The sequence below is a fragment of the Arthrobacter sp. 2MCAF14 genome, from assembly GCF_052115645.1.
GTDB lineage: Bacteria > Actinomycetota > Actinomycetes > Actinomycetales > Micrococcaceae > Arthrobacter.
Genome location: NZ_JBFRHB010000027.1, coordinates 18,868 through 39,939, shown reverse-complemented (window position 1 = coordinate 39,939; position 21,072 = coordinate 18,868). Strand labels below are relative to the sequence as shown.

Annotated in this window: 27 protein-coding genes and 2 pseudogenes; 10 read left to right on the top strand and 19 right to left on the bottom strand. The window is 65.0% G+C overall.

Going from position 1 to position 21,072, the window contains the following annotated elements:
* Nucleotides 1-8 precede the first annotated feature (8 nt).
* From AB4074_RS17335 to AB4074_RS17325, 3 genes and pseudogenes are all read right to left on the bottom strand, one after another.
* The gene (locus AB4074_RS17335) at nt 9-143 is read right to left on the bottom strand and encodes a hypothetical protein (RefSeq protein WP_441414503.1); all 135 of its coding nucleotides are present in this window, start codon (nt 141-143) and stop codon (nt 9-11) included.
* Between the two features lie 11 nt (nt 144-154).
* Nucleotides 155-397 (bottom strand): annotated as a pseudogene (locus tag AB4074_RS17330) (carbonic anhydrase); the annotation flags it as partial.
* Between the two features lie 104 nt (nt 398-501).
* A pseudogene (locus tag AB4074_RS17325) lies at nt 502-723 on the bottom strand (SDR family oxidoreductase); the annotation flags it as partial.
* Nucleotides 724-830: 107 nt separating this feature from the next.
* On the opposite strand from AB4074_RS17325, the gene AB4074_RS17320 reads away from it, so the two are divergent.
* Complete coding sequence (locus AB4074_RS17320; protein WP_441414502.1) at nt 831-1,322, top strand: hypothetical protein; 492 nt, start codon at nt 831-833, stop codon at nt 1,320-1,322.
* A 183-nt stretch (nt 1,323-1,505) separates the two neighbouring features.
* Here the strand turns inward: AB4074_RS17320 and AB4074_RS17315 are convergent, their stop codons facing one another.
* Nucleotides 1,506-2,765 (bottom strand): phosphatidylserine decarboxylase family protein, encoded by a 1,260-nt coding sequence (locus tag AB4074_RS17315; RefSeq protein ID WP_441414501.1) that lies wholly within the window; start codon nt 2,763-2,765, stop codon nt 1,506-1,508.
* Nucleotides 2,766-2,855: 90 nt separating this feature from the next.
* On the opposite strand from AB4074_RS17315, the gene AB4074_RS17310 reads away from it, so the two are divergent.
* Nucleotides 2,856-3,809, top strand: coding sequence for a DUF5996 family protein (locus AB4074_RS17310; RefSeq protein ID WP_441414500.1), 954 nt, complete (start codon nt 2,856-2,858; stop codon nt 3,807-3,809).
* A gap of 55 nt (nt 3,810-3,864) precedes the next feature.
* Nucleotides 3,865-4,212 carry a UBP-type zinc finger domain-containing protein gene (locus AB4074_RS17305; RefSeq protein WP_441414499.1) on the top strand — a complete coding sequence of 116 codons (348 nt, stop codon included), beginning with the start codon at nt 3,865-3,867 and terminating at the stop codon, nt 4,210-4,212.
* Nucleotides 4,213-4,285: 73 nt separating this feature from the next.
* Here AB4074_RS17305 and AB4074_RS17300 read toward each other — a convergent pair whose 3' ends face one another.
* Nucleotides 4,286-4,621, bottom strand: a complete 336-nt coding sequence (locus AB4074_RS17300; RefSeq protein ID WP_441414498.1) for a hypothetical protein — start codon at nt 4,619-4,621, stop codon at nt 4,286-4,288.
* A gap of 204 nt (nt 4,622-4,825) precedes the next feature.
* Between AB4074_RS17300 and AB4074_RS17295 the strand changes: the two genes are divergently transcribed.
* The gene (locus AB4074_RS17295) at nt 4,826-5,104 is read left to right on the top strand and encodes a hypothetical protein (protein WP_441414497.1); all 279 of its coding nucleotides are present in this window, start codon (nt 4,826-4,828) and stop codon (nt 5,102-5,104) included.
* Between the two features lie 70 nt (nt 5,105-5,174).
* On the opposite strand, the gene AB4074_RS17290 is transcribed toward AB4074_RS17295, so the two are convergent.
* Nucleotides 5,175-6,203, bottom strand: coding sequence for a DUF6454 family protein (locus AB4074_RS17290; protein ID WP_441414496.1), 1,029 nt, complete (start codon nt 6,201-6,203; stop codon nt 5,175-5,177).
* Between the two features lie 193 nt (nt 6,204-6,396).
* Nucleotides 6,397-7,515 (bottom strand): alanine racemase, encoded by a 1,119-nt coding sequence (locus tag AB4074_RS17285; protein ID WP_441414495.1) that lies wholly within the window; start codon nt 7,513-7,515, stop codon nt 6,397-6,399.
* Nucleotides 7,516-7,739: 224 nt separating this feature from the next.
* On the opposite strand from AB4074_RS17285, the gene AB4074_RS17280 reads away from it, so the two are divergent.
* Both AB4074_RS17280 and AB4074_RS17275 read left to right on the top strand, forming a co-directional pair.
* Nucleotides 7,740-8,045 (top strand): hypothetical protein, encoded by a 306-nt coding sequence (locus tag AB4074_RS17280; RefSeq protein WP_269991764.1) that lies wholly within the window; start codon nt 7,740-7,742, stop codon nt 8,043-8,045.
* Nucleotides 8,046-8,069: 24 nt separating this feature from the next.
* The gene (locus AB4074_RS17275; RefSeq protein ID WP_441414494.1) at nt 8,070-8,531 is read left to right on the top strand and encodes a GyrI-like domain-containing protein; all 462 of its coding nucleotides are present in this window, start codon (nt 8,070-8,072) and stop codon (nt 8,529-8,531) included.
* A 10-nt stretch (nt 8,532-8,541) separates the two neighbouring features.
* On the opposite strand, the gene AB4074_RS17270 is transcribed toward AB4074_RS17275, so the two are convergent.
* Both AB4074_RS17270 and AB4074_RS17265 read right to left on the bottom strand, forming a co-directional pair.
* Nucleotides 8,542-9,459 carry an alpha/beta fold hydrolase gene (locus tag AB4074_RS17270; protein WP_441414493.1) on the bottom strand — a complete coding sequence of 306 codons (918 nt, stop codon included), beginning with the start codon at nt 9,457-9,459 and terminating at the stop codon, nt 8,542-8,544.
* Nucleotides 9,460-9,565: 106 nt separating this feature from the next.
* Nucleotides 9,566-10,234: a maleylpyruvate isomerase family mycothiol-dependent enzyme gene (locus AB4074_RS17265; RefSeq protein WP_441414492.1), complete on the bottom strand. Its 669-nt coding sequence runs from the start codon at nt 10,232-10,234 to the stop codon at nt 9,566-9,568.
* 123 nt (nt 10,235-10,357) lie between these two features.
* On the opposite strand from AB4074_RS17265, the gene AB4074_RS17260 reads away from it, so the two are divergent.
* Nucleotides 10,358-10,840: a MarR family winged helix-turn-helix transcriptional regulator gene (locus AB4074_RS17260; protein WP_441414491.1), complete on the top strand. Its 483-nt coding sequence runs from the start codon at nt 10,358-10,360 to the stop codon at nt 10,838-10,840.
* Between the two features lie 103 nt (nt 10,841-10,943).
* Nucleotides 10,944-11,240: a hypothetical protein gene (locus AB4074_RS17255; RefSeq protein ID WP_441414490.1), complete on the top strand. Its 297-nt coding sequence runs from the start codon at nt 10,944-10,946 to the stop codon at nt 11,238-11,240.
* A gap of 117 nt (nt 11,241-11,357) precedes the next feature.
* On the opposite strand, the gene AB4074_RS17250 is transcribed toward AB4074_RS17255, so the two are convergent.
* Nucleotides 11,358-11,537, bottom strand: a complete 180-nt coding sequence (locus AB4074_RS17250; RefSeq protein ID WP_441414489.1) for a hypothetical protein — start codon at nt 11,535-11,537, stop codon at nt 11,358-11,360.
* Nucleotides 11,538-11,582: 45 nt separating this feature from the next.
* Nucleotides 11,583-12,986 (bottom strand): glycosyltransferase 87 family protein, encoded by a 1,404-nt coding sequence (locus AB4074_RS17245; RefSeq protein WP_441414488.1) that lies wholly within the window; start codon nt 12,984-12,986, stop codon nt 11,583-11,585.
* 111 nt (nt 12,987-13,097) lie between these two features.
* Here AB4074_RS17245 and AB4074_RS17240 point away from each other — a divergent pair, with 111 nt between their 5' ends.
* Both AB4074_RS17240 and AB4074_RS17235 read left to right on the top strand, forming a co-directional pair.
* Complete coding sequence (locus AB4074_RS17240) at nt 13,098-14,315, top strand: molybdopterin-dependent oxidoreductase (RefSeq protein ID WP_441414487.1); 1,218 nt, start codon at nt 13,098-13,100, stop codon at nt 14,313-14,315.
* Entirely contained in the window at nt 14,315-14,827 is a 513-nt protein-coding gene (locus tag AB4074_RS17235) for a hypothetical protein (RefSeq protein WP_441414486.1), read from the top strand. The genes AB4074_RS17240 and AB4074_RS17235 overlap by 1 nt, the downstream gene beginning before the upstream one ends.
* On the opposite strand, the gene AB4074_RS17230 is transcribed toward AB4074_RS17235, so the two are convergent.
* The 8 genes from AB4074_RS17230 to AB4074_RS17195 all read right to left on the bottom strand — a co-directional run bounded on the left by AB4074_RS17230 (nt 14,788) and on the right by AB4074_RS17195 (nt 20,948).
* Nucleotides 14,788-15,552, bottom strand: coding sequence for a methyltransferase domain-containing protein (locus AB4074_RS17230; protein WP_441414485.1), 765 nt, complete (start codon nt 15,550-15,552; stop codon nt 14,788-14,790). The two genes, AB4074_RS17235 and AB4074_RS17230, sit on opposite strands and share 40 nt — an antisense overlap.
* Nucleotides 15,549-16,253, bottom strand: a complete 705-nt coding sequence (locus tag AB4074_RS17225; RefSeq protein ID WP_441414484.1) for a TIGR04282 family arsenosugar biosynthesis glycosyltransferase — start codon at nt 16,251-16,253, stop codon at nt 15,549-15,551. The genes AB4074_RS17230 and AB4074_RS17225 overlap by 4 nt, the downstream gene beginning before the upstream one ends.
* Nucleotides 16,250-17,026, bottom strand: coding sequence for a glycosyltransferase family 2 protein (locus AB4074_RS17220; protein ID WP_441414483.1), 777 nt, complete (start codon nt 17,024-17,026; stop codon nt 16,250-16,252). Before AB4074_RS17220 ends, AB4074_RS17225 begins: the two co-directional genes overlap by 4 nt.
* A 126-nt stretch (nt 17,027-17,152) precedes the next feature.
* Nucleotides 17,153-18,217, bottom strand: a complete 1,065-nt coding sequence (locus AB4074_RS17215; RefSeq protein WP_441414482.1) for an NAD-dependent epimerase/dehydratase family protein — start codon at nt 18,215-18,217, stop codon at nt 17,153-17,155.
* Nucleotides 18,214-19,170, bottom strand: coding sequence for an MTAP family purine nucleoside phosphorylase (locus AB4074_RS17210; protein ID WP_441414481.1), 957 nt, complete (start codon nt 19,168-19,170; stop codon nt 18,214-18,216). Before AB4074_RS17210 ends, AB4074_RS17215 begins: the two co-directional genes overlap by 4 nt.
* A gap of 89 nt (nt 19,171-19,259) precedes the next feature.
* Nucleotides 19,260-19,607 (bottom strand): DUF6510 family protein, encoded by a 348-nt coding sequence (locus tag AB4074_RS17205; protein ID WP_441414480.1) that lies wholly within the window; start codon nt 19,605-19,607, stop codon nt 19,260-19,262.
* Nucleotides 19,604-20,341: an FAD-binding oxidoreductase gene (locus AB4074_RS17200; RefSeq protein WP_441414479.1), complete on the bottom strand. Its 738-nt coding sequence runs from the start codon at nt 20,339-20,341 to the stop codon at nt 19,604-19,606. Before AB4074_RS17200 ends, AB4074_RS17205 begins: the two co-directional genes overlap by 4 nt.
* A gap of 10 nt (nt 20,342-20,351) precedes the next feature.
* Nucleotides 20,352-20,948 (bottom strand): sulfite oxidase-like oxidoreductase, encoded by a 597-nt coding sequence (locus AB4074_RS17195; RefSeq protein ID WP_441414478.1) that lies wholly within the window; start codon nt 20,946-20,948, stop codon nt 20,352-20,354.
* Nucleotides 20,949-21,072: the final 124 nt, after the last annotated feature.

Here is a 21,072-nt window from a genome sequence, read left to right as displayed (position 1 = left end):
AAATGGTGTCACACTTTGCCGAGTGGGAAGCGCCGCCCGTAAAGCGGGCGGCGCGCGGGACCGTTGACGTCGATTTTGCCCATGACCGGAAAGGTGAAACGGAGGATCGAGCAGCTTTCCTGGAGCTGAGTGCGCAATGTCACGCATCGACTTTGAGGACAAACGGTGTGATCCGTTCAACCAGGTCGCGGATGTGGCCTTGGGGGACCTCCCCGGTTTCGACGGCGTCTTTCGTGGCGGTGACGGCGCCGCAATTGTCGTGTCCAAGGACCACGATCAGCGGGACATGGAGTACCGAGGCGTTCTGGTTCGCATGCAGCGAATCACCCGTGACGAAACGCTCGTTGCCGTCAAGCAGGCGCTGCCATGCCTGGTAGGTACTGATTCTGTTGCTCACCCTACTTACTTTAAGGAGGCGCGCCGACGTGTGCGAAGGTATCGGGTTACCCTGACTGAACGCATCGCACACTCGGACTAGGCCCTGATCCGCGAGTCGCCGGCTGACGGCGGAGGCTCAGACAGCGGCGTATCCATATAGCCGGGGCCGATCGCGTTGACGCGCAACCCCTGGGCCCCATATTCAGCCGCAGCATTCTTCGTCAGGCCCACGACGCCGTGCTTGACCGCGGTGTAAGCGGCGTTGCCAGGAGCGGCGACGGCGCCGTGGATCGACGCCATGTTTACGATGGCACCTTCGGAGGCGAATCTCCTAGCCATAGGTAGGGGTGCTTTGACCCACGCGTGGAGCGGCCGGAAAGTCTTCCTTCAGGTGCGAAACGGCGGCACCATGAAGGAGGGCAGAACCGTCGAACGGTGGAAGGGAGAGCAGCATGGATGAGCGAAGATCCGGTCGACGTCCGAGATTCCCGGGCTGGGAAGTCGGACCGGCGGCGGTCGGACTGGGCTTGGTCGCCCACCTGGTCTCGGGTGGCGTGTCTCCCGGGGTTCCGGTGCTGATGGCGCTGACGGCCCTGCTGAGTATGTGCGCTTCGCTGCTCGCACGGATCAACCTACCGACTTGGTTATTGCTCGTTCTCTGCGGCGTGGCCCAGCAAGTTCTGCATCTGGCCTTCGAACGGCTCTCAGGGACCTTCTCGGCTGCCGCGACCGCCCAACATCAGCATGCAGCGACGGGATTGCAGCCTGGGCAGCTGACCGCGACGCCATCCCTTGCCGGGCACTCACCGGATTTGATGCTGGACACCCACGTTGCCGCAGCCTTGCTGACAGCGCTGCTCATCGCCCGGGTGGACATATCGCTTACGCGGGCGTTGACCGTGCTCCGGCACTCTGGCCAGACCCCTAGGGCACATCAAGACTAGCTCGTGCCGCTGCGTCCCGAGGATACCTTGTCGGCGGGCTCGACGTGCCACCAGAGTGTCTTCGATGAACGCGTGCGCCTGGCCGTCCCAGATCACGTTGACGAAGCCGACGAGGCCCTGGTCGTCGCGTATCCCCGTCATTCATCCTGGGCAAACGATAGATCAGGAAGCAGCCCGTCGACCTCAGGACTTAGCGGTCGCCAGCTTCGACCGGACCCGCACGAGGGGTGCGTTCGGATCCTGCGGTTGGGGAATAGCGGTGAGAGCGAACTGGTCGATGACACCGGGCCGGAAGACAAGGCACTCGGTCGAGCCGCCGAACTGGAAGTACCCCAGCTCGTCTCCCTTGTTCACGTGGTGGCCCGGGACGATCTCCGGATCGATGACGCAGGACGAGACTTCGACCATGCCTACCGGGATCACCGCCATGAGACCGATGACGGGGTCGTCGGCCTGGATCAGGATGATCGCGCGGGCAGCGACATGGGCCAGATATGACTGGGAGAGGGTCGGCTCGACGGCGTCGGCCCCCTCGGAGTCTGCCTCGGAGAAGTACGTGCCGTCCTTGACGTACGCCCGCACGATCGTTCCGGCGACGGGAGCGTGCCACCGGTGATAATTGAGCGCGCTCAGGAACGCCTGGTACACAGTTCCGCCCACAAAGTGGTCCACTGACTCGTCCCGGGCGAGCAGGTCCTCGAGTGAGTAGGGCTGGTTCTTGACCCAGAACCGGCTCTGGCGTTGAACGTCGGAGCTTATCTTGTATGGCGTCGACTCGCAGGCGCTGACGATGACTTTGTCGTCTTCGGGTGCAGCGACGGGTCTTGAGGTAGAGGTGAGCCGGCGGGTGAAGAAATCGTTCCACGACGTGAAGCCCCAGTGCTCGGCGAGGGGATCGTGTTCATAGTCGTCCATCCCGACAACTTGCCGCGCTTTCTCCGACATCCACCCGGACGGCGAGTCGTTGAGCACATAAAGCGAGTCCTCGCTGCTCAGGAACTCGGACCAAGCGTTCAGTATTTTGCGGAACATGGCGATGATCCGGGGATCGCGGTGAGCCGCGAACCCGGCCTCGGTACCCATGGTCCAATCGAGGATCGCTGTCAACGGCGTGGTGACCATGCCGCCTTCGCTGAACTCGGGGGCAGTCGTCAGGACCTCGTTGATGAGCCGAAGCATCTGGTCAACGCTCGTGAGATGCCGTTTGCGGTAGGGCTTCGATTTAGGAACCTGCTCGATCATCTCCGTCATGTAGAGGCGGACAACCGGATCGCTCGCGATCAGCTCCTTGAACTCGACGATCACGGGATGTAGAGCAGCGTCTTCGCCCCGCGCCTCCACCCGTTCCCGGTGACCGGCAATCCATTCCTCAAGGTCGTCCTGTCGCTCGGGGAGCCAGCCGCCCAGTCGTCGGACACGGTCGGATGAAGAGTTGATTGTCATAGTGCCGAGCCTACGCGCCTCCGACGTCGGGCCAGGCGCCGACCCAGGGGAGCTCGGCGGTTCTGGCGCTAAAGGTGGCAGAATTGTCAGATGGCTCACCCTGGATGGCCACGGCTTCGGGTCGATGATTGGACCCCGACCCGGGAGACCGTGCACATGTGGACCCAGATCGTCGGAAAAATCCGCATGGCGCACGCCCCGATGCTTAACCACTGGTGGCAGGTGACGCTTTACGTCACGCCGCGCGGGCTGACGACATCAATGATCCCGTATGCCCGCGGTGCCTACGACATCGAATTCGATTTCCTTGAACACCGGCTGCACATACGCTCCAGCAACGGAACTTCAGCATTCGTCGTTCTCGGAGCCAAGTCGGTGGCCGAATTCCACTCCGAGGTATTCGACGCCTTGGGCCGGCTCGGTATCGAGGCGTCTATCCGCGGCATTCCGAACGAGGTGGACCCGGCCATACCCTTCGCCGAGGACCATCAGCACGCCTCCTACGACCCGGAGGCTATCGGGCTGTTTTGGCGGCAATTGGTCCAGTCGGACCGCGTCCTGAACGAATTCAGGTCACGTTTCAGGGGCAAGGCCAGTCCCGTGCACTTCTTCTGGGGAGGCATGGACCTCGCGTACTCCCGCTTCTCCGGACGGGACGCGCCCACCCACCCCGGAGGAGTCCCGAACTGCGCCGACTGGGTGATGGTGGAGGGTTACTCCCACGAGCTAAGCAGCTGCGGGTTTTGGCCCGGGGGAGGGGACGAAGGAGCCTTCTATGCCTACTGCTATCCCGAGCCCGCCGGCTACGCCGAATATTTGACCGACGCCGACGGTGCCGCCTACAACAATGACGGCAGGCTGTACCTCCTCCCGTATGAGAACGTCCGCACTGCCTCGGACCCCGACAAGATGCTGTTGCGCTTCCTGCAGTCCACCTACGAGGCGGCTGCGGAGACAGGACGTTGGGACCGGGCCGCGCTGGAGGCGGATCCGGCCCGCTGGCCGCACTCACCACGAGGGCAACATTCCTTCGGCGTGAAATAGCCGGGGCGTAAAGTAGTGGGTGGTCCAAAGGCACTCCAATACGAGGGAAAGCCACATGAATGCAAATCATGGAATCGACGTTTCGATTCCACCCAGCGGACCTGGTTGCGTCGAATGCGAGGCCAACGGAGGCTGGTGGCTCCACCTGCGGCGGTGTGCCGAGTGCGGCCATATCGGCTGTTGCGACAACTCGCCGGGGCAACACGCCACAGCCCACGCGCAGTCCAGCGGCCACCCGGTCATCCGCAGCTTCGAACCCGGCGAGGACTGGTTCTTCAACTATCCCGACTCCGCATTTTTCGCCGGTCCGGAACTTGAACCCCCGGCGCATCACCCGCTCGACCAAACTGTTCCGGGCCCAGCCTCACGTGTCCCGGCTGACTGGCAGCAGCGACTGCACTGACAGGGATGGAAGGCTGCAACGCACTCGGGCGATCCGCCGTCGGCATGCCAGCGTGTCGAGGGCGGTGTGTAGTTCAGACCGAAAGCTGCTCGACCAGTTCCTCGGTCGTGACCAGGAACCAGTCCGGGGATCCCGGACTCCGCTGCAGATGGAATGTGAGCAATGCGGAGTCTGAGTTGAGGCGAGCCTGTACCCGCCAGTTTTCAATGGATGCGAGGTGTTCGCTGTCGGTGGCGGCCGAGTCGCTGCCATCCCGCCCGCTTCCGCGCCCGAACCAGTGCGCGGCTCCGGCGTCGGGATCCACAGCCCAGATGCCGCCGTCATATCGGACGGCCAACGGGGCGCCGTCGGGGCTGAAGCGGACGGCGATCTCTTCCAGCGTGTGAATGGCCTCGGCAGTGAGTGTCATTGATGTGTTCTTCCCGGGTTGTACGGCGCGCCGTTGTCACGCAGCCTTCGCGAGGGTTAGCTCGGTATTGTCCTCACTCTTTTAATCGTTTGTGTCCACGGAATAGGTACGCTCGCTTCAAAAGTCTCCACCGACATTTCGCAGTCCTCATTTGATTGCCGGCCTGCGGGTCCCCGTTACGAGTACTTCCTGGGAGGCGATGAAATGGTTGCGGACATCATTGCCCAGGTGGTGGCAGCGCTGATCGAGGGGTGGTTCGATTGGCGGCCGACGCCTCGTGAGCGTGTCTTAAGGGCTCTTGAACTCTCAAGGGAGCCTGTCCTGTCGCCGAAGCAGAGGGCATTCGGGCGGAAGTGGCTCACCTACGGCTTCGGAAATCTTGCGGACCTCAGGCTTGAATCGCATGCCAAGGATATTCAGAAGGCGCTGAAGCGTGTTGAAGCCTTTCCCTGGGAGACCAGGGAGCGTGGCACTGGGCGGTAGCCGATCGGTGAGGGAACAATGCCGGGCCCCGGCTGAGACCCCGGCATTGTCCGGCTATCGCCTGGTTGCGCTACTTAGCGGGCGTGACGGTGGCTTCGTAGGTGAGGATTTCGGTGCCGTTGCCTTCGTCGCCGTTGTCGGGGGCGACCTTCATGGTGAGGTGGTTCCCGTCGGCGGTCATCTTGAACGGGTTGCGGGTGGCCACGTGCCCGGCCGTGGACCACTGCTGGAACGGAACATCGCGGATCACGCTGCGGGATTTGAGGTCAACCATCGCCATGCCGCCAAGTTCATAGGTGGCTCCGGTGCCCCCGGCCCCCGGAGTCTGCGGGAGATTGGTGATCCCTGCGCACAGCATCTTGGAGCTGGGCACGTACTGGCAGTCCTGGTAGTCGATGAAGTAGTTCGGGTTCTCCCACGTGGAGAGCTGTTTGCCTTGGAGATCCCATTCGGCGAAGCGGCGCGACCCCCAGGTATTGCCTACCAAGTGGCCCGTCTGCTTGTCCATCACGATGCCACCGAAATGGTCGTTGACCTCGAACTGCTTGTGGACGTCGAGGGTGTTCGCATCGACTCGGTAGACGATGGCGCTGCTGTTGGGCCTGTACTGGGCCACAGGGACCCAGACGTTGGTGCCGTCGAAGTCGATGCCGCCCGGGTGGTACATGTCGCCCTCGCCCAGAATGATGTCCTTTTGCAGGTTGCCGGCCTTGTCCATGACGAAAAGGTGGCCGATGCCCTTGCCGGGAGTGCGGTCGAACCCGTTCTGCGGAGTCGGGAACTTCTTCGTCGGCTCGATGATCTGGACGGCTGAGAGAAAGATGTGGTCCTGGCTGTAGGCGATTCCCTCGGTGTGGAAGGTGGGGAAGTTCAGCTTCAGCTTCGAGGTCTGCTGCCAGTTAGTGCTGCGGTCAACACCGTTGAAGTCGTCGGCCAGGGCCGTGTTCGTTTCATTGTGGCTGCCGGACTCGGCGTTGTTGCCCTGTTGCTGGTCATTGTTGCCGGCGGCCTGGGCGGCCGCGGTGCCGCCGATCGCGGACGCTGCCAAGATGACGGCGGCGGTGGCCGTGAGGATGCTTCGGGTGCGGTTATTACTCATGGTGGAGCCTCTCAAAGGGTTGGGGCCTTACAAGAGCTCTCAAAGTTACTTGGCGGTAATGAACGCCCGCTGGCGGGGTGATGAACGCTAAGTTGCGACACAGCAGTCCCGGCTCCTGCTCCTCCATGCACAGCGAAGAGACCCGTTGTAATGGACGTTTGCAGGACGAAACGGTTTCAGCGCGTTCGACCGGTTAGAACACAGGCCGCCAGGTCTCGACGGCGTCATCGCCGACTGCGACGACCTCGCGCCAGCGGTCGAACACCGAGCAGGGGTGGGAGATGCCAAGGTCCACGACGTCGCCGACCTGCAGGCCTTCGGCGTCGTCCACGATGGCGTGGTGGTCGAAGAGGCGGGTCAGCGTGGCGCCTGCGCGGGCAGGCAGGAGGGCCCCGTTACGGTACCGGGAGACGATCACCGGCAGGCCGGCGTCGTACGCCAACTCGCGCTTGCCCGCGTTCAGGACCACGCGCCCGGCTTCGGGGGCAGAGATGACCAGCGCTCGAACCACAACGGCCGCGGTGAGACCGGGGACCGGGGAGACGCCCTGGTAGGTGCCGTGATCGTGCACCACGTAGCAGCCTGAGCGGAGCACATTGACGGAGGCGCTGTGCGGCAGGAACGCGGCGGCACGGTCCTGGAACGCCGAGCCGCCGTTGCTGAACACCGGCAGATCCACCTCGAAAGCGGGGTGCAGCTCATCGAATATGTCGCGGGCCAGGCGGCAATGCGAATCGATCCCGGCCAGGTTTTCATTCGTCCGGGTGTTCGGTGCCACGCCCTCGTAGGCGCTGACGCCGGCCAGCAGCAGCCCGCTGGCGGCACGGATCTCCTCGGCCAGGGGCCCGGCCTCGGCCTCGCTGCGGATCCCGGTGCGGCCGCCGGGGGTTCCGACGTCGATCAGTACGTTCAGCGGCCGGGGCGAGTCTTCGAACACCTCGGCCATGGCCCGGACACCCGCCGCCGAATCGGCCAGGCAGTAGATCTCCAGCTCCGGCGAGGCCGCCAGCCAGGCGCGCAGCTGCTCAAGGTGGCCGCGGAACAGCACCTCGTTCGCGATGAGGATCCGGCTGGCTCCCCACTCGATGGCGTATGCGGCCTGCGCGATGGTCGCCACGGTCACGCCCCAGGAGCCGGGCAACTGCCGGCGGACAATTTCACCGGTCATGGTGGTCTTGATGTGCGGGGCCAGCACCATGCCGCGCTCCCGTGTCCATGCCTCTTTGATGCCGATATTGCGCTCGACGGCGGCAACGTCCAGGAGCATCTGCGGCAAGGTGTGGAGCGGGAGGGCGGCGTCAAGGTGCGGCATGCGGTGCTGTTCTTTCGGGATCGTTCGGGAAGCTGGGTACCCGGAAATCCTATCCGGGTTCAGTAACTAGAGAACCCAGGACAGATCGCGGCGAATGACAAGTAGTGGCCACTCGGGCGGTTGCCGGGCGGAGTGAGTATGGTCTTTCACGTGTCAGACCGTTCAGGCGCATCGTCGTGTGGCCGGCTGCCACGAGCTGAGTTCAGGCCATAGGAGGTCACATCATGTCAGTCATCATTGCAAGCAAGATTTCCGGTGACACGAGCGTTTTCGCCAAGTCGCTCGAGGAACGCGCGGACGAGTACCGCCAGTGGGGCGAGCGCGGCCGGGCGGCGGGCGCAATCCACCATCAGTTCGCGGTCGGGGACGGGTTTGTCCTCGTGGTCGATGAATGGGAATCGACAGAGGCATTCCAGAAATTCTTCGGTGATCCCGAGATCCAGGCGTTCATCGGCTCGGTCGGCGGCGATCCGAACGTGGCCCCCGAAATCACCGTCGGGGAATCCGTCGACTCTGCGGACAAGTACTAGCTGAAGATCAGGGCCCTTCCCGGCATGTCGGTCCCCGTCAACCTACAGACTGTTCGCCCGCGCAAGCTGGCCGCCGTCCGGCGCGAGATCGCGCCGGACGAAGTTGGCTCGGCATGGGGGCCAGCGGTGGGCAAGGTCTGGGACTTCATTCGCAGTCAACCGGGTCTGTGGACGGACGGCCACAACATCTTCGTCTACCACCACCCGAACGAACCCGACGCGCCCCTTCTGTGCGACTTCGGCGTAGAAGTCACCCACACCTTTGAAACGGCGGGCGAGGTCTACGCAACCGAAACCCCCGCGGGCCAAGCTGCCATAGCGGTCCACCGTGGGCCATACCACCGCATGGACGAGGCATACAAGGCAATCGAGAAGTGGATGGCGGCGAATCATAGGGAGTCTGCCGGTCACTCCTGGGAGATCTATGGAGACCCGACACCCGATCCGGCCGACACCGAAACGACGATCGTGCACCTGCTGAAGTAGGGGCAACACTTCACCGGGACCACAGTTCGTGGAGCAGCTGTTGCACTTGCTCGGGCTGCTCGATGTGGGCAAAGTGGCCGCAGTACGGGATTGTCGCCAGCCGAGTGTGGGGGACCATTATTGCCAACCGGGCCAGGTCAGGCTCGGGCGTGAACACGTCACTGTCGCCGCGGATCGCCAGCACCGGGCAGAGGATGCCGCGCCACCGGCTGAAATCGTAGTCCGCGGCGGCCCTGGCGGCAGCAGAGAAGCTGGCCGGCCGGGCATCGTCGCCGAGGTCGCGGAACACCGCCGGTGGAATAGTTGCGGGATCTGCGAAGAACGGGGACATCAACGGTCGCATCAGGCGTGTGGTGGCGATGGTGCGGACCAGTGCCGTCCCCGCCGGACCGAGGGCCGCCATGGAGCGCATGGCCAGCAGCATGCCTGTGAACGACGGGAATTTGTAAAGGCCGGGGAGCGGCGCGCGGCACGCGTCGGACACACTGAATGTGGTGGCCGAAATGGCGGCCACGCTGGCGGTCTGTTCCGGCCATGCCGCTGCCATGTGCAAGGCCAGGAAGCCTCCCATGGAGTGGCCCACCAGGTTCCACCGCCGGTAGCCCAGCGCATTCAGCACCCCGTTGACGGCGCGTGCCATCGCCTCGATGCTGAACCGTTCCAACCGGGCACCTCTTGTGGATTCGCCCCAGCCCGGCAGATCAATCAGGACACGGTCGTTGGCCGGTGTGCCTGAAAGCGGCATCCCGGAAAGGAGCGCCTGGAAGGTGGTCCAGGATCCCGCAGCGCCGTGAAGGTAGACCTCCGGCGTGCCGGACGCGGCACTCAGGCCCCGGGTGCGCGGCTGGACACGCACCATGCAGGGACCCAACTCCGTGGGAAAGACATGCCCCTGCAGCGTGGCGGCGCTGTTCTGCTGAACACTCATGGTCACCTTGCTCCTACTCTCTGAAACTGGTTCGTAGCCACAGAGGTGCCGGATGGGATGTGCCCGTTCCGGCGTCGGAATCCAAAGAGGCAGCAGGCGGGACAGGTCAGGGAGTGAGCGGGCCTTGCAGAACGCGGACCGCAAGGGCTTTGTCACCTTCGATGAGAGCTGTTTCTGCGAGGTTGGAGCGGCCCCAGAGACCCAGGTACATCCCGGCCAGCGGGGCGGTAATGGAAGCTTCGGCTGCCCCTTGGCCGAGTTTCCAGCTCCGGGCCCCGGGTACGCGGAAGGTCACTGCCCCTTCCGGCTCCGGCATCCGTCCCAGGCGAAGCTGTCGCGGAGTGAACATTGTCAGGATTTCGTCGATTCCGTCGAGCATGAAATCTGCTGCGAAGGAGGGGACCGCCAACGCTGAAGCTTGGCACGCGTCGATGAGGTGGACGGCGTGTTCATGTGCCTGGCGCCGGCGCCAGAAACCGGCTTTGCGCGGCGGTGGTCCAAAGTTCCAGCACGGTTCTTCGGGATCGAGCGCCGACATTGTCCCAAGAAAGGCGTCCGCGCCTTCGAGGAACCACGTTACGGCTCCGGTGGCCGGTGGTGCCGGTTCATCGATGAACTTGCCCGAAACGACTATTTCGGCTGCCCAACGTTCGATTGACCCCAGATGCCCGAAGAGCTCCTTGAGCGTCCAGCCAGGACAAGCCGGCACCGGGCGGGTCAGAATGCCCTCGGGCTGGCGTGCCAGGGCCCTTAGGCGGTCCAGGGTGCTGGCCAATTCAGTAAGATAGCGATCCGGCGACATATGGCGAGCATAATGTGCCAGCCGAATATGGTCATGGGTCCACCCATTTCACACAGACAAGCTGTAGATAGGAAGCAGGCTTACTATGGTGGGAGTATGCCGGACTTAAACGAATGGACGACTCCACGGTTGCTCTCAACTGCAGCGCGATTGGTCGAGCATGCCTGGAATGAGGAGCTTGCCGTCCTGGGCCTGACCCACGCGGGGGTCATAGCGCTGGAAGTTCTCGACGCGGAAGGGTCCATGGTGCAGGCCCGGCTTTCAGCCAGAGCCCGGGTGCAGGCGCAAACCATGGGACAGACACTCTCGAGGCTCGAGGCTCACGGGCACATTACCCGGGAACGGAGTCGACTGGACGGGCGCTCGCAGCGGGTGGCTGTTTCCGAGTTGGGCAAAACGGCCCTTGCCCAGGCCCGGACGCTTGCCCGGAATCTGGCTCCCGGCGTCGAAATGGGCGTGGAGGACCTGCGCGACAAGCTGGTGGCCGTTATCCGCCGGCTCGGGTCTGCCCGCTGGGGCGAAGAGATGCCGGAGGCCGCGTCGACGGCAACAAACAAAGATCTGCCCGAGGGGAGCTAGACGCCGGCTACCTCTCTTCACCAGCTGCGTGGTCAGGGTGGCCGGGTACACTGGCGATGCTGCGGGGAACTTCGCAGCGGACGATCCGTACTGAGGAGTCATTTTGGCCAAATTTCTGATCACCTATCACGGCGCAGGGCATCCGGATCCGGCCGAAATGGAAGCTGCCCGGAAAGACTTCATGGCGTGGCTTGGCAATGCCGGTCCGGCGGTCACAGATCCCGGCGCACCGCTGGGCTTCGCGGGTCAAGTCGCCACCGGGGCGCCGGAGGCCGTTGCAGACATCCTCGGCTATTCCATTCTGGAAGCAGACTCGGCCGAGGCCGTGAGCGCACTGCTCGCTTCCCACCCGTTCGTCACGCGCGGCGGAACGCTGCAGATCAACCAGACCATGGCCTGACCCGCATCTCAGCGCTCACCTAGGCTTCGAAGGGCCCCTTGCCGATCCGCTCTCACAGCGGATGGCGAGGGGTCCTTCGCGTTCCATCGGGACCGCGGTGCGGACCTTTCACTGGCGTTATTCCTCGCCATTGTCCTGGGCTTCAAGGTGTTTCTCCATGGCCTCACAGGCCTGGTTCCACCGCGCCGCGAGCGCGTGTCTGTTGAGCGGCTCGAACATACCGTTCAAAACTTTCTCAAGAGCGTCGTATGCGGCATCCTTGACCCGTTCCTGTGCCGCCATGCTGTAGTAGTTCATGACAGTGATTCGTCACCGAGGCCGCATCAGATGGCCCGGCAGAAGTCATTTGCTTGTCCGCCGGAATTGCAGCGAGCGTCGCCTCACCACCGTGGCAAGCACCACGAGCACGACGACGGCGCCCAGGCCGAGTCGCGCGGCCAACGGGCCGTAGGGTTCGGCGCCGCTGAAATACATCAGGGCCAGCACGGGAGCGATGACGGTGAACTCGTAGCGACGGCTCAGCACCACGAACGGTAGAAGCAGCAGGGCGTACCAGGGGTAGCTGGGCGAAGCGATCAGCAGCATTCCTCCGACCATCAAGACCTGCCCGTCCCAGGGCCGGGCGACGTCGGTGGTCCGCCACACGTAAATGGCGAGAGCAAGCAGCAACACGAGTGCGGCCGGCCCCGCCCAACCGGCAGGGAGCACCAGCTTCAACAAGGTGAAGCGCGGGCTGTCCTGTCCGTCGTACCCCTCCGAACGAAGGTATTCGGGCAGATAGCCCAGAACAGCCCAACCGCTGGCGAGGACGTACGGTACGTACGCCACGGCAAACGTGGCCGCGGCGGCGGCGACGAAGCGGAACGGCCGCCGGTACAGCAGTGCCGGGGCGCTGATCGCAGGAATCAGCTTGGTGGCCACGGCCGCGCCGAAGGCCACTCCGGAACCCAAGGTTCGCCCGCCCACCAGCAGTAGCGCCGCCGCCAAGGCCAGGGCGGTACCCAACGCATCCACGTGCGCACCGTTGACGGCCTCAAAGGCCACCAGCGGAGACCAAGCCCACCACACGGCTTGGTGCGCGGGCCTTCCGGTGCGGTGCAGGAACGCCAGCAACGCCACCGTTATGGCGAGGCTGAGCAGCAGCCCGGCCGCCTGGAAGGCAATGAACCCCACCTCGGAAGCAGGGATGAGCCGCACTGCCAGAAAATAAAGCTCCGCCACCGCCGGATAGACGGTGGGCACGGCGGGCCTGTTGATGGCCGTGCACAGGGTGCTGCCGCCGGGAATGTTGGTGGTGGTCTCGGTACCCGTGGGGAAGGGATTGCTATGGCATGTTCCATCCGGTCCGGCGTCCTGGAACAGCCAGGCTGGCCGCAGCTGCCGCAGCGCCGAGTCCGCCGGAACGTGGGCATAGGGAGAGATTCCGGCTTTCTGGACGATGCCGTCCCACGCATACCGTGCGGAATCGTTGCTGGTGGCCGGCGGTGCGGCGATGGCCGCGGCTCCCACCAGGAGGGAGCCCAGGAGGACGACGGCGGCCCCCTGCCGCGCCGGGATGCGCCGCGCCACCAGTGCCGCCGGGACGAAGACGGTCCACGCCGCCAGCGTGCCAAGGGGCGACACCCATTCCGCTGACGGATCGGTGGTGACCGTCCACCAGACGACGACGGCGAGCAAAGCCACCAGGGCCAGCGCCGCCAACGCAGCCGAAATGCCAGACGCGCGCCGGGGTGTTGATTCGCTCACCCTTTGATCCTGCATCACTCGCGGGCCGGGGGCCACGAACCCAAGGGACCGTTTGCGTTTCGTAAGGTCTGGACCGGGACGACCGACGGGTCTTGGTGGTCTGATCAAGGTATGGACAGATTGACCACTTTCCTCCAACAGCGGATGGAAGCGGTGAACGGACGGTTTTCCTCGCCCGTGCGCAGCAGACGGCTGACGGTGGTGCTGGGCCGTTGGCTCGGCCTTGCCTTCACTGTGTGTTTCCTGACCGGACTGTTCAGCCACCTCCTGCAGGATCCGCCGGCTTGGATGCTTTTCCTCACCCGTCCCGCGTGGCTGTACGTTGCTACGCAGGGCATCCACGTCACCACCGGGATAGCCTCCATCCCGCTCCTGGCGGCCAAGCTATGGTCCGTGTATCCCGAACTCTTGCGCTGGCCTCCGCTGAAATCCTTGGTGCATGCACTCGAACGGGCCTCGATTGCGCTCTTCGTGGCCGCTTCACTGGTGGAAGTCACCATCGGCTTGCTCAACACTTTCCAGTGGTACCCCTGGCCGTTTTCCTTCAGGGATGTCCACTATTGGCTGGCCTGGGTCATCATCGGATCTTTGGCGCTCCACATCGCTGTCAAGATGCCCCTCATCCTGGCCCATTGGAGCCGTCGATCGGACGCGGACGCCATCGCCGCCACCACTGAGGGGGGAGTGCCGGACAGCAAAACGGTTCCGGCCGCCGTAAGGCCGGGAACCGGGCACGGCTGGAGCCGCAGGGGTTTCCTGGCGGCACTGACCGCCGGGACCGGCGTCGTCGTCTTGACAACGGCGGGCCAGTCCTTCGCCTGGCTGTCGGGCCTGAACCTCTTCGCGCTGCGCCGAATGGATACCGGCCCTCAGGGCGTACCCATCAACAGGACCGCGGCCCAGGCCGGTGTGGCAGAGGCTGCGCTGGCCCCCGACTGGGTGCTGACCGTATCCTCGGGATCTGTGCAGAAGACATTCACGCTGGCACAACTGGCGGCCCTGCCGCAGTACAGCTACGGATTGCCCATCGCCTGCGTGGAGGGCTGGAGCCAAGGGGCACAATGGCGCGGTGTCCGGATCCGGGACCTCATGGCAACGGTGGGCGCGCCGCCTGATGCCGAATTGCAGATTTCCAGCATGGAGAAGGGCGGCGTCTATGGGCGCTCCTTCATGCCTGCCGCATACAGCCAGGACGAGCAGACACTGCTGGCACTAGAGCTGAACGGCGAACCCCTGGACCTCGACCATGGCTATCCGGCGCGGATCATCGCACCCGGACGCCCGGGGGTCCTGCAGACCAAATGGGTGCATAAAGTGGAGGTGATCTGATGCGGCTACCGTTGGTGCGTCCGTCGGCGCCGGCGGGACGCAGGACCGTCTGGTGGGTGCGGGCGGCATTGGGCGCCCTGGGCCTTGCGGCACTCGGTTATGCGCTCTTCGGATTCCTGGCCAATGTGCCACCCGTCCAGCTGATCGGCGTGGCGGCCTGGCTTGCCGTGGCGTTGTTGGTGCACGACGGCGTGCTGGTCCCGGTGACAACGTTGGCTGGCGGCGGATTGTCGCGGCTGACCTATGGGCTGGGCCCCGTTCAACAGGGGATAGTGCGCGGCGCACTGCTGGTGGGGGCGCTAGTGACCTTGGTGGGAGCCCCGGTGATCCGCGCCCAGCAGGTGCTCCAGCCAAGCGGTCCGGGCAGCGGCGCCAATGGCACCGTCCTGCAGGGGGACTATGTGCTGGCCTTGGGCGTTTTCTGGGTGGTCCTGGTGGTGGCCGCGGCTGCGGTTGTGGCCGCCGTCGGACTCTACGGCCGCCGTTCCAAGGTCAGAAAGAACCGGTCCTGAACCGTCCGGGTGGCCACGGCATCCAGCCCCGCCCGGGCTGCATGGGAAGCTAGCGCTTTCGACCCGGCGCGGGCCCAGGGAAAGGCCGCGCTGGCCCGTCCATCTGAATCCTCCAGCACCGCCAGATAGGCCGCATCGAGAAAATCCGGGGCTTCGGCCTCTGCCAGCACTTGCCCGCCCGGCGCCAGCAGTGAGGCAACACGCTCCAGAAGCAACCGGATGTTCCCGCCGATGCCGATGTTCCCGTCCAGCAACAGGGCCGAACCCCAACTTCCCTCGTGCGGGACGGGGTCAAAGATGGAGCCAAGGATGGCCGCGCCCCCACGGTCGGTTGCCAGCCGCACGGCGGCGGGGCTCGAATCGACGCCCATGGACGCTAGCCCCAGTTCCCGGGCGGCCTCCAGCATCCGGCCGGGGCCGCAGCCTACATCGAGAACGGGCCCACGGAGGGCGCGAAGCAGCTCGCGCTCGCCTGCCGTGGCCGGGCCAGACCAACCGAGCATGTTGAAGTGGACCGGCCCGATGGTTTCGCTCCAGGCAGGTTCCGGACGCAGCGTCAGGCAGCCCAGGCCGTGGGGCAGGCTACGGGCGTACGGTTCGTGCCCTCCCTGTCCGAAGAGGGCTTGGCCAAACAGGGCCTGTCCAGAGAGGGCAAGCGGGCCGGTGCCCTCAGCAAAAGAGTCAGCCCGGGTGCCGGATCCCTTGGGGACTGCCTGGATGCTCATCGCAGGGCACCCCACGTGGGCACGACGCCGGACGGCACCACAAGCGGCATGGCCTCCGTCGGCAGACCCATGCTCAGGCGCTCGACAGCGCGGGCAAAGGGAGTCCCGATGCATTGTTGCGCGGCAGTCAGGGCGTCGGCGAAGTAGTCCACATCCGTCAAGACGGGCAACAGCCCCACGTCCACGCCAGCGCCGGCCAGCCGGTCCAATTGCTGCGCTCCGGTCTGCGGGGTGGACATTGCCACGCCGCGGAGCAGACCGCCGTCGGGCCGGTACAGGCCCAACGCCCAGAAGCCGCCGTCCGACGCCGGGCCGAACCACGCGCGGCGATGCGGTACCGGAGCGGGGGTTGCCCAGTCAGCCAGCAGCGGGTCCAACTGGCCCCGGCATAGCTGGGGCGTGTCCATGCCCAGGATCAGCAACGGTCCGGCCGTGAGTGAACAGATCGCCGCCAGCCGTTCGTCCAGGCCTCCGGTGCCCTGGGCGAATACTTCAAAACCTGCAGCGTCCGCATGCTGCGGAGTGCCGTCAAACACAAGTAGTCGCCTGGCTGCGGGAAGGGATCGCACTGTCTCGAGCGTCTGGCTCAGGCTGGTCTGGGCCAAGGTTGCGGCTTGCACCGGGGTGAGCGGGGGAGTGAGGCGCGTCTTGACTCTGCCGGGGCTGCATTCCTTGGCGATCACGGCGATGGTGAAGTTCACGGCGTCGCTCCTTGGGCATCGGCCGGCGGCCGATCCGCCGGTCTGCCGTCCTTCGTCTCCGGTGTCCGCCTCGAAGCGGCGGCCAATTGCGTCGCCATGTCTTTGAGGGCCGTGACAGTTCCGCGGAGTGTCCCCGTGACCTTGGACTTCCCCAAGCGGGGTGCATAGTCGACCGCGATCTCGGCCACACGCCAGCCGTCACGGTGGGCCTTGAGGAACATCTCCAGCGGGTAGCCGCTGCGTCGGTCCCCGAGGTCCAGTCCCAGGAGAGCGCCGCGGCGGGCAAGGCGGAGGGGGCCAAGATCCGTGACCGGGATGCCGGTTAGCCGACGCAACCGCCGGCTCAGGGCCATGTTGGCCAGGCGGGCGTGGATAGGCCAGGCACCGCGGGCAGGTCGCCGCGCACCCAACACCAGGTCGGCACGACCGGTGCGGACGAGGTCCAGCATCGGGGCCAGTTGGGCGGGGTTCAGGGAACCATCGCAATCGCAGAAAGCGACGAACTCCGCCGTGGCGGCGAGCAATCCGGCATGTGCTGCTGCGCCAAAGCCGCGCCTCGGTTCGTCGACGACGGTGGCCCCCAGGCTGGCGGCCAGGATGCCGGAGCCGTCGGTTGATCCGTTGTCCACGACGATTGCGCGGTATCCGGGCGGCAGAGCTCCGAGCACCTTGGGAAGGGCCGAACGCTCGTTGAGGCACGGCAGCACCACGTCCACGAGCGCTGCGGGTTGACCGCCGTCGTCGTCAGCCGGTCCGTTTGGGATGCCGGCCATGCCGATTCCATCGTGCGGACCGCGTGAACCGCTCTGCTCTTTCTCCACCCTTTGACCGTAGAATCCCCAGGCCCCGCGCGACAGGCGGAAATCCTTACGGAACCGGGACGTTTGCCCTCCGGACGCCTAGCTTTGATCGCCGCGCAGCGGTGCCGTGGCGAACTCGCGCATTCCGTCCTCGAAACCCTGCTTGGGGATCCAACCCAGCTCGGCCCAGGCCCGTGCCGAGCTGGCGGTGATGTGCCGGACGTCGCCCAGCCGGAAGTCACCTGTGACCACCGGCTCAGGCCCGCCGGCAATAGAACTCAATACTGCCGCCATCTGCCCTACGGTGTGGACCTCCGAGGCGCCGATGTTATACGCCCTCAGGCTGCCAGGAGCAATCCGGCCAGCCACCAACGCGTCCATGGACAACAGATTCGCCTCCGCAACGTCCCGGACATGGATGAAACTGCGCCGCTGCCCGCCATCCTCGAACACCCGCACGGCCTCTCCACGTGCCAGTGCAGAGCGGAACAGGCTGGCCACGCCCGCGTAGGGGGTGTCTTTGGGCATCCGAGGGCCGTACACGTTGTGGTACCGGAGTGCGACGGCGGTGCCTCCGGTTGAGCGCGCCCACGCGGAAGCCAGGTTCTCCTGGGCCAATTTGGAGGCAGCATAGACGTTCCGTGGATCCATGACCGCGTCTTCGCTGACCAGCGCCGGGAGCAACAGCTCGCCGGTGGCAGGGTCGCGGGGGTCAAACACTCCGTGCTCCAGATCCTCGCCCCGGCGCGGGCCGGGGCGGACCGGCCTGCCAGTTGAATCGGTGTAAGCGCCCTCACCGTAGACCACCATCGAGGAAGCCAGGACAAGTTTGTCGACGGCTGAGGCTGCCATGCCGGCCAGGAGGACGGCCGTGGCCAGGTCATTGTTGCGGATGTAGTCCGGAGCATCGGAGAAGTCCACTCCAAGGCCCACTTTGGCGCTCTGGTGCACGACGACGTCGACTCCCGCGAGCGCTTCCGCCACGGCGGCCGGGTCTCCGACGTCGCCCACCTGCAGGGGCACGCCGCCAACTCCCCGCGGTCGATCCCGGTGCACAGCCGGATCCAATGAGTCCAGGATCCGGACCTCCCAGCCGCGCGCCACGGCAGCATCGACGATGTGGCTGCCTATGAAACCGGCCCCGCCGGTGACCAGAATCCTCATGGCCCTGTTCGTTTCGTACCATGGCTGGCCGGGCCGGTGGCTCCCATCACGGTGGCCACCGCGGCGGGAGCCATGAGCGCCATCCGCCACATTCCGCCGTCGTTCGTTGGTTCAGCGCCGGCCAACCCCGCGGACACTGTCCGCACCGCGTCGGACAACACCGCGAGGATCCGCGGCTGCGCGGCCGCCAGTCGGCCCAGAACCAGTTCCGACGTCACGGGTTCGGAACCGTCGTGCCCGGTGTCGGCATCCGTAATGAATGCCAGGGCGGCGAAGTGCATGTTCAACTCCGCCGCGAGCATCGGTTCCGGGTACTGGGTCATGCTGATCAGATGTGCGCCGGACTGAACGAGGGCCGCGGACTCCGCCTTGGTCGAGAATCGCGGACCGTTGATGACCGCCACGGTTCCCGCCCCGGCGAAGTCTTCGCTCCGGCGCTCCAGGGCGGCGATGAGTGCCACCCGCAACGGGGCGCTGTAGGGCTCGGCGGCGGGCAAGTGCTGGACCCCCGTGGGCAGCGAGCCGTCGTAGAAGGTGTCCGCGCGGCCCCAGGTCTTGTCCAGGACCTGATCCGGTACCGCAAAAGTGCCGGTTCCGTGGCTGGAAACCAGCCCGCCCACCGCCGCGGAGGAGATAACGGCCTCTACGCCCAGGCTCTTGAGGGCCCAGAGGTTGGCGCGGTAGTTGATCTGCTGCGGGGCAACACTATGCCTGCGGCCGTGCCGGCTTAGGAATGCGACCATCGGGCCGTCGTCACCGCCGGGTCTCTCGGCGTCGGGGCCGTCCGGTGCGGGCAGCCGGGCGACCGTGACGGCGCTGGAGGGTGGCCCGAACGGCGTCGGGATGTCCAGCGTATCGAGAACAACGGCGCCGGGCAGCTTGTACAAGCCGGTGCCGCCGATGATCGCAATCCGTGCGCGGGGTTCTGCGTGGGTTTCGGGGAGCAGTGACATGACCCCATCATCCCAACGCCGGCCCTTGCCGTCGCCGGCGAATTCTTACGGATCCGGAACGCGGGTGCCGGGACACAGGGACCGCAACCTTAACCGTCTCGCTCGATTTGCAGATAGCTGAGTCCGCTTACGTCGAGCCAGTACCTCGTCGGTGTCTCCACGAGGCGGAGCAGCACACCCTCGCAGGAAGCGCAGCGCACGACGATTCCCGGGGCGTCGACGTACACCATCGTCTCCCCGAAGACGCGGACAGCGCCGCAATGCTTGCACCGTCCGATCGCTGCGACGATATCGAAGCGGAACAGTTCCCACAGCGGTCCTGCCACCGCGTTTCCGTCCAGGTGAGGTATCGCATTGCCCGAAAGTCCGGCGATGTCCTGATCCTCAAGGCCCGGATCCTTAGCGCCCGGAGAATCGGAGCCGTTATTGCCACTCACCGCGTTCCTCCTGTTCCGCCGAAGCGCTCGGTCTTGATCGAGGCGGCGGGATATCCCGCCTGCACGAGCCATTCCGCGACTGTTTCCACGAAGACGGTCTGGCCACAAATGAAGATGTCCGGGGTGGGGTCCGTCGGCAAGATGTTGGCCAGCAGGGTTTCCGCCGTGAGCCTTTGTGGAGCAGTCGGCCAATCCTTCGGCGCTTTGCGTGTGTAGACGTAGTCGATGACGAGCTTGCGGGATTCCTGGCCCAAGGTTTGGAGTTCTTCCCGATAGAACCCCGCGTCGGGCGACTTGAGCGAATAGAGCAGCCGGAACTGCGCCTGATTTTCCGATGCATGGTGTGCGCGGATCATGGACATGAGCGGCACGATGCCGGATCCTCCGGCAATCAGCTGAACCGGGTTCTTGTCGGTCGGCTTCCAGACGAACCAGCCACCCACCGGCCCGCGGATCTCCAGCTGGTCCCCGACGGCCAGTTCCCGGACCAGATAGGGGGAGACTTCTCCGTTGGCCAATTCGTCAACAGTGATCTCCAAGGTTTCGTCCATGCCTGCCCTCGCCACAGAGTACGAGCGGACGGCCGAGTACCCGTCGTCGGCGGTGAGGCGGATGTCGACGTGCTGTCCGGCGAGGTTGCCGTTCAGGCCGTTCACCCGCAGCCCTATGGTCCGGGCCGTTTCCGTCTCGGGCATGCTGCTGACGACATCGGCCAGGCGCCATAGCGTGCTCATCCGGCGTACCTCATGAGTAGCGCTCCTCCCACCACGGGTCGCCGTGGAGGTGGTAACCGTTGGACTCCCAGAAACCAGGAACGTCATCCCGCGTCAGCTCGATGCCGTTGATCCACTTTGCGCTCTTCCAAAAGTACAAATGCGGCACCAGGAGACGGGCAGGTCCGCCGTGGGCGCGTTCAAGCGGTTCGCCGTCGAATTCCCAAGCCACCCACGCCCGGCCGCCAAGAAGGTCCTCGAGCGGGACGTTGGTCGTGTATCCGCCGTAGGAGTGGGCCATCGTGAACCTGCAGTTTGTTTCCACGTTCTCAAAAAGAGAATCGAGGGACACTCCCCGCCACGTCGTGCCCAGCTTGGACCAGCTGGTCACGCAGTGGATGTCCGTTTCGATGTCCATTTGGGGCAACGCCATGAAGGCGGCCCAGGACCACGCATGGCGCTGCCCTGCCTCAGTAGTGATGAAGAATTCCCAGTCGTCAGTGGGGATCCGGGGAGCGGGGCCGGCGGTAAGGACCGGGAAGCTGCCGGTCTCATATTGGCCCGGTGGCAACGCCGGATTGCCGCTCTGCCGTCTTCCATGAAATCCAGAAGAGATGATGCCCACCATGTACCCCCGATGCGGAGACTCAAGCCGACTGTGCCCGGTTCCCCCACGATAGGGCAACGGCCGGGCGGGGTCTAGACACTGGGCATTGGAGGCCTGATGAACACCGCTCCATTCTGGTAAGGAG

Excerpts from the sequence above, each read along its gene's own strand:
- AB4074_RS17215 (WP_441414482.1), bottom strand. The coding sequence starts at position 18,217 with ATGAGGATTCTGGTCACCGGCGGGGCCGGTTTCATAGGCAGCCACATC.
- AB4074_RS17230 (WP_441414485.1), bottom strand. The coding sequence starts at position 15,552 with ATGAGCATCCAGGCAGTCCCCAAGGGATCCGGCACCCGGGCTGACTCT.
- AB4074_RS17310 (WP_441414500.1), top strand. The coding sequence starts at position 2,856 with ATGGCTCACCCTGGATGGCCACGGCTTCGGGTCGATGATTGGACCCCG.
- AB4074_RS17290 (WP_441414496.1), bottom strand. The coding sequence starts at position 6,203 with ATGAGTAATAACCGCACCCGAAGCATCCTCACGGCCACCGCCGCCGTC.
- AB4074_RS17195 (WP_441414478.1), bottom strand. The coding sequence starts at position 20,948 with ATGGTGGGCATCATCTCTTCTGGATTTCATGGAAGACGGCAGAGCGGC.
- AB4074_RS17210 (WP_441414481.1), bottom strand. The coding sequence starts at position 19,170 with ATGTCACTGCTCCCCGAAACCCACGCAGAACCCCGCGCACGGATTGCG.
- AB4074_RS17260 (WP_441414491.1), top strand. The coding sequence starts at position 10,358 with ATGCCGGACTTAAACGAATGGACGACTCCACGGTTGCTCTCAACTGCA.
- AB4074_RS17315 (WP_441414501.1), bottom strand. The coding sequence starts at position 2,765 with ATGACAATCAACTCTTCATCCGACCGTGTCCGACGACTGGGCGGCTGG.
- AB4074_RS17270 (WP_441414493.1), bottom strand. The coding sequence starts at position 9,459 with ATGAGTGTTCAGCAGAACAGCGCCGCCACGCTGCAGGGGCATGTCTTT.
- AB4074_RS17250 (WP_441414489.1), bottom strand. The coding sequence starts at position 11,537 with ATGAACTACTACAGCATGGCGGCACAGGAACGGGTCAAGGATGCCGCA.
- AB4074_RS17235 (WP_441414486.1), top strand. The coding sequence starts at position 14,315 with ATGCGGCTACCGTTGGTGCGTCCGTCGGCGCCGGCGGGACGCAGGACC.
- AB4074_RS17285 (WP_441414495.1), bottom strand. The coding sequence starts at position 7,515 with ATGCCGCACCTTGACGCCGCCCTCCCGCTCCACACCTTGCCGCAGATG.
- AB4074_RS17300 (WP_441414498.1), bottom strand. The coding sequence starts at position 4,621 with ATGACACTCACTGCCGAGGCCATTCACACGCTGGAAGAGATCGCCGTC.
- AB4074_RS17240 (WP_441414487.1), top strand. The coding sequence starts at position 13,098 with ATGGACAGATTGACCACTTTCCTCCAACAGCGGATGGAAGCGGTGAAC.
- AB4074_RS17275 (WP_441414494.1), top strand. The coding sequence starts at position 8,070 with ATGTCGGTCCCCGTCAACCTACAGACTGTTCGCCCGCGCAAGCTGGCC.
- AB4074_RS17200 (WP_441414479.1), bottom strand. The coding sequence starts at position 20,341 with ATGAGCACGCTATGGCGCCTGGCCGATGTCGTCAGCAGCATGCCCGAG.
- AB4074_RS17305 (WP_441414499.1), top strand. The coding sequence starts at position 3,865 with ATGAATGCAAATCATGGAATCGACGTTTCGATTCCACCCAGCGGACCT.
- AB4074_RS17220 (WP_441414483.1), bottom strand. The coding sequence starts at position 17,026 with ATGGCCGGCATCCCAAACGGACCGGCTGACGACGACGGCGGTCAACCC.
- AB4074_RS17320 (WP_441414502.1), top strand. The coding sequence starts at position 831 with ATGGATGAGCGAAGATCCGGTCGACGTCCGAGATTCCCGGGCTGGGAA.
- AB4074_RS17280 (WP_269991764.1), top strand. The coding sequence starts at position 7,740 with ATGTCAGTCATCATTGCAAGCAAGATTTCCGGTGACACGAGCGTTTTC.
- AB4074_RS17295 (WP_441414497.1), top strand. The coding sequence starts at position 4,826 with ATGGTTGCGGACATCATTGCCCAGGTGGTGGCAGCGCTGATCGAGGGG.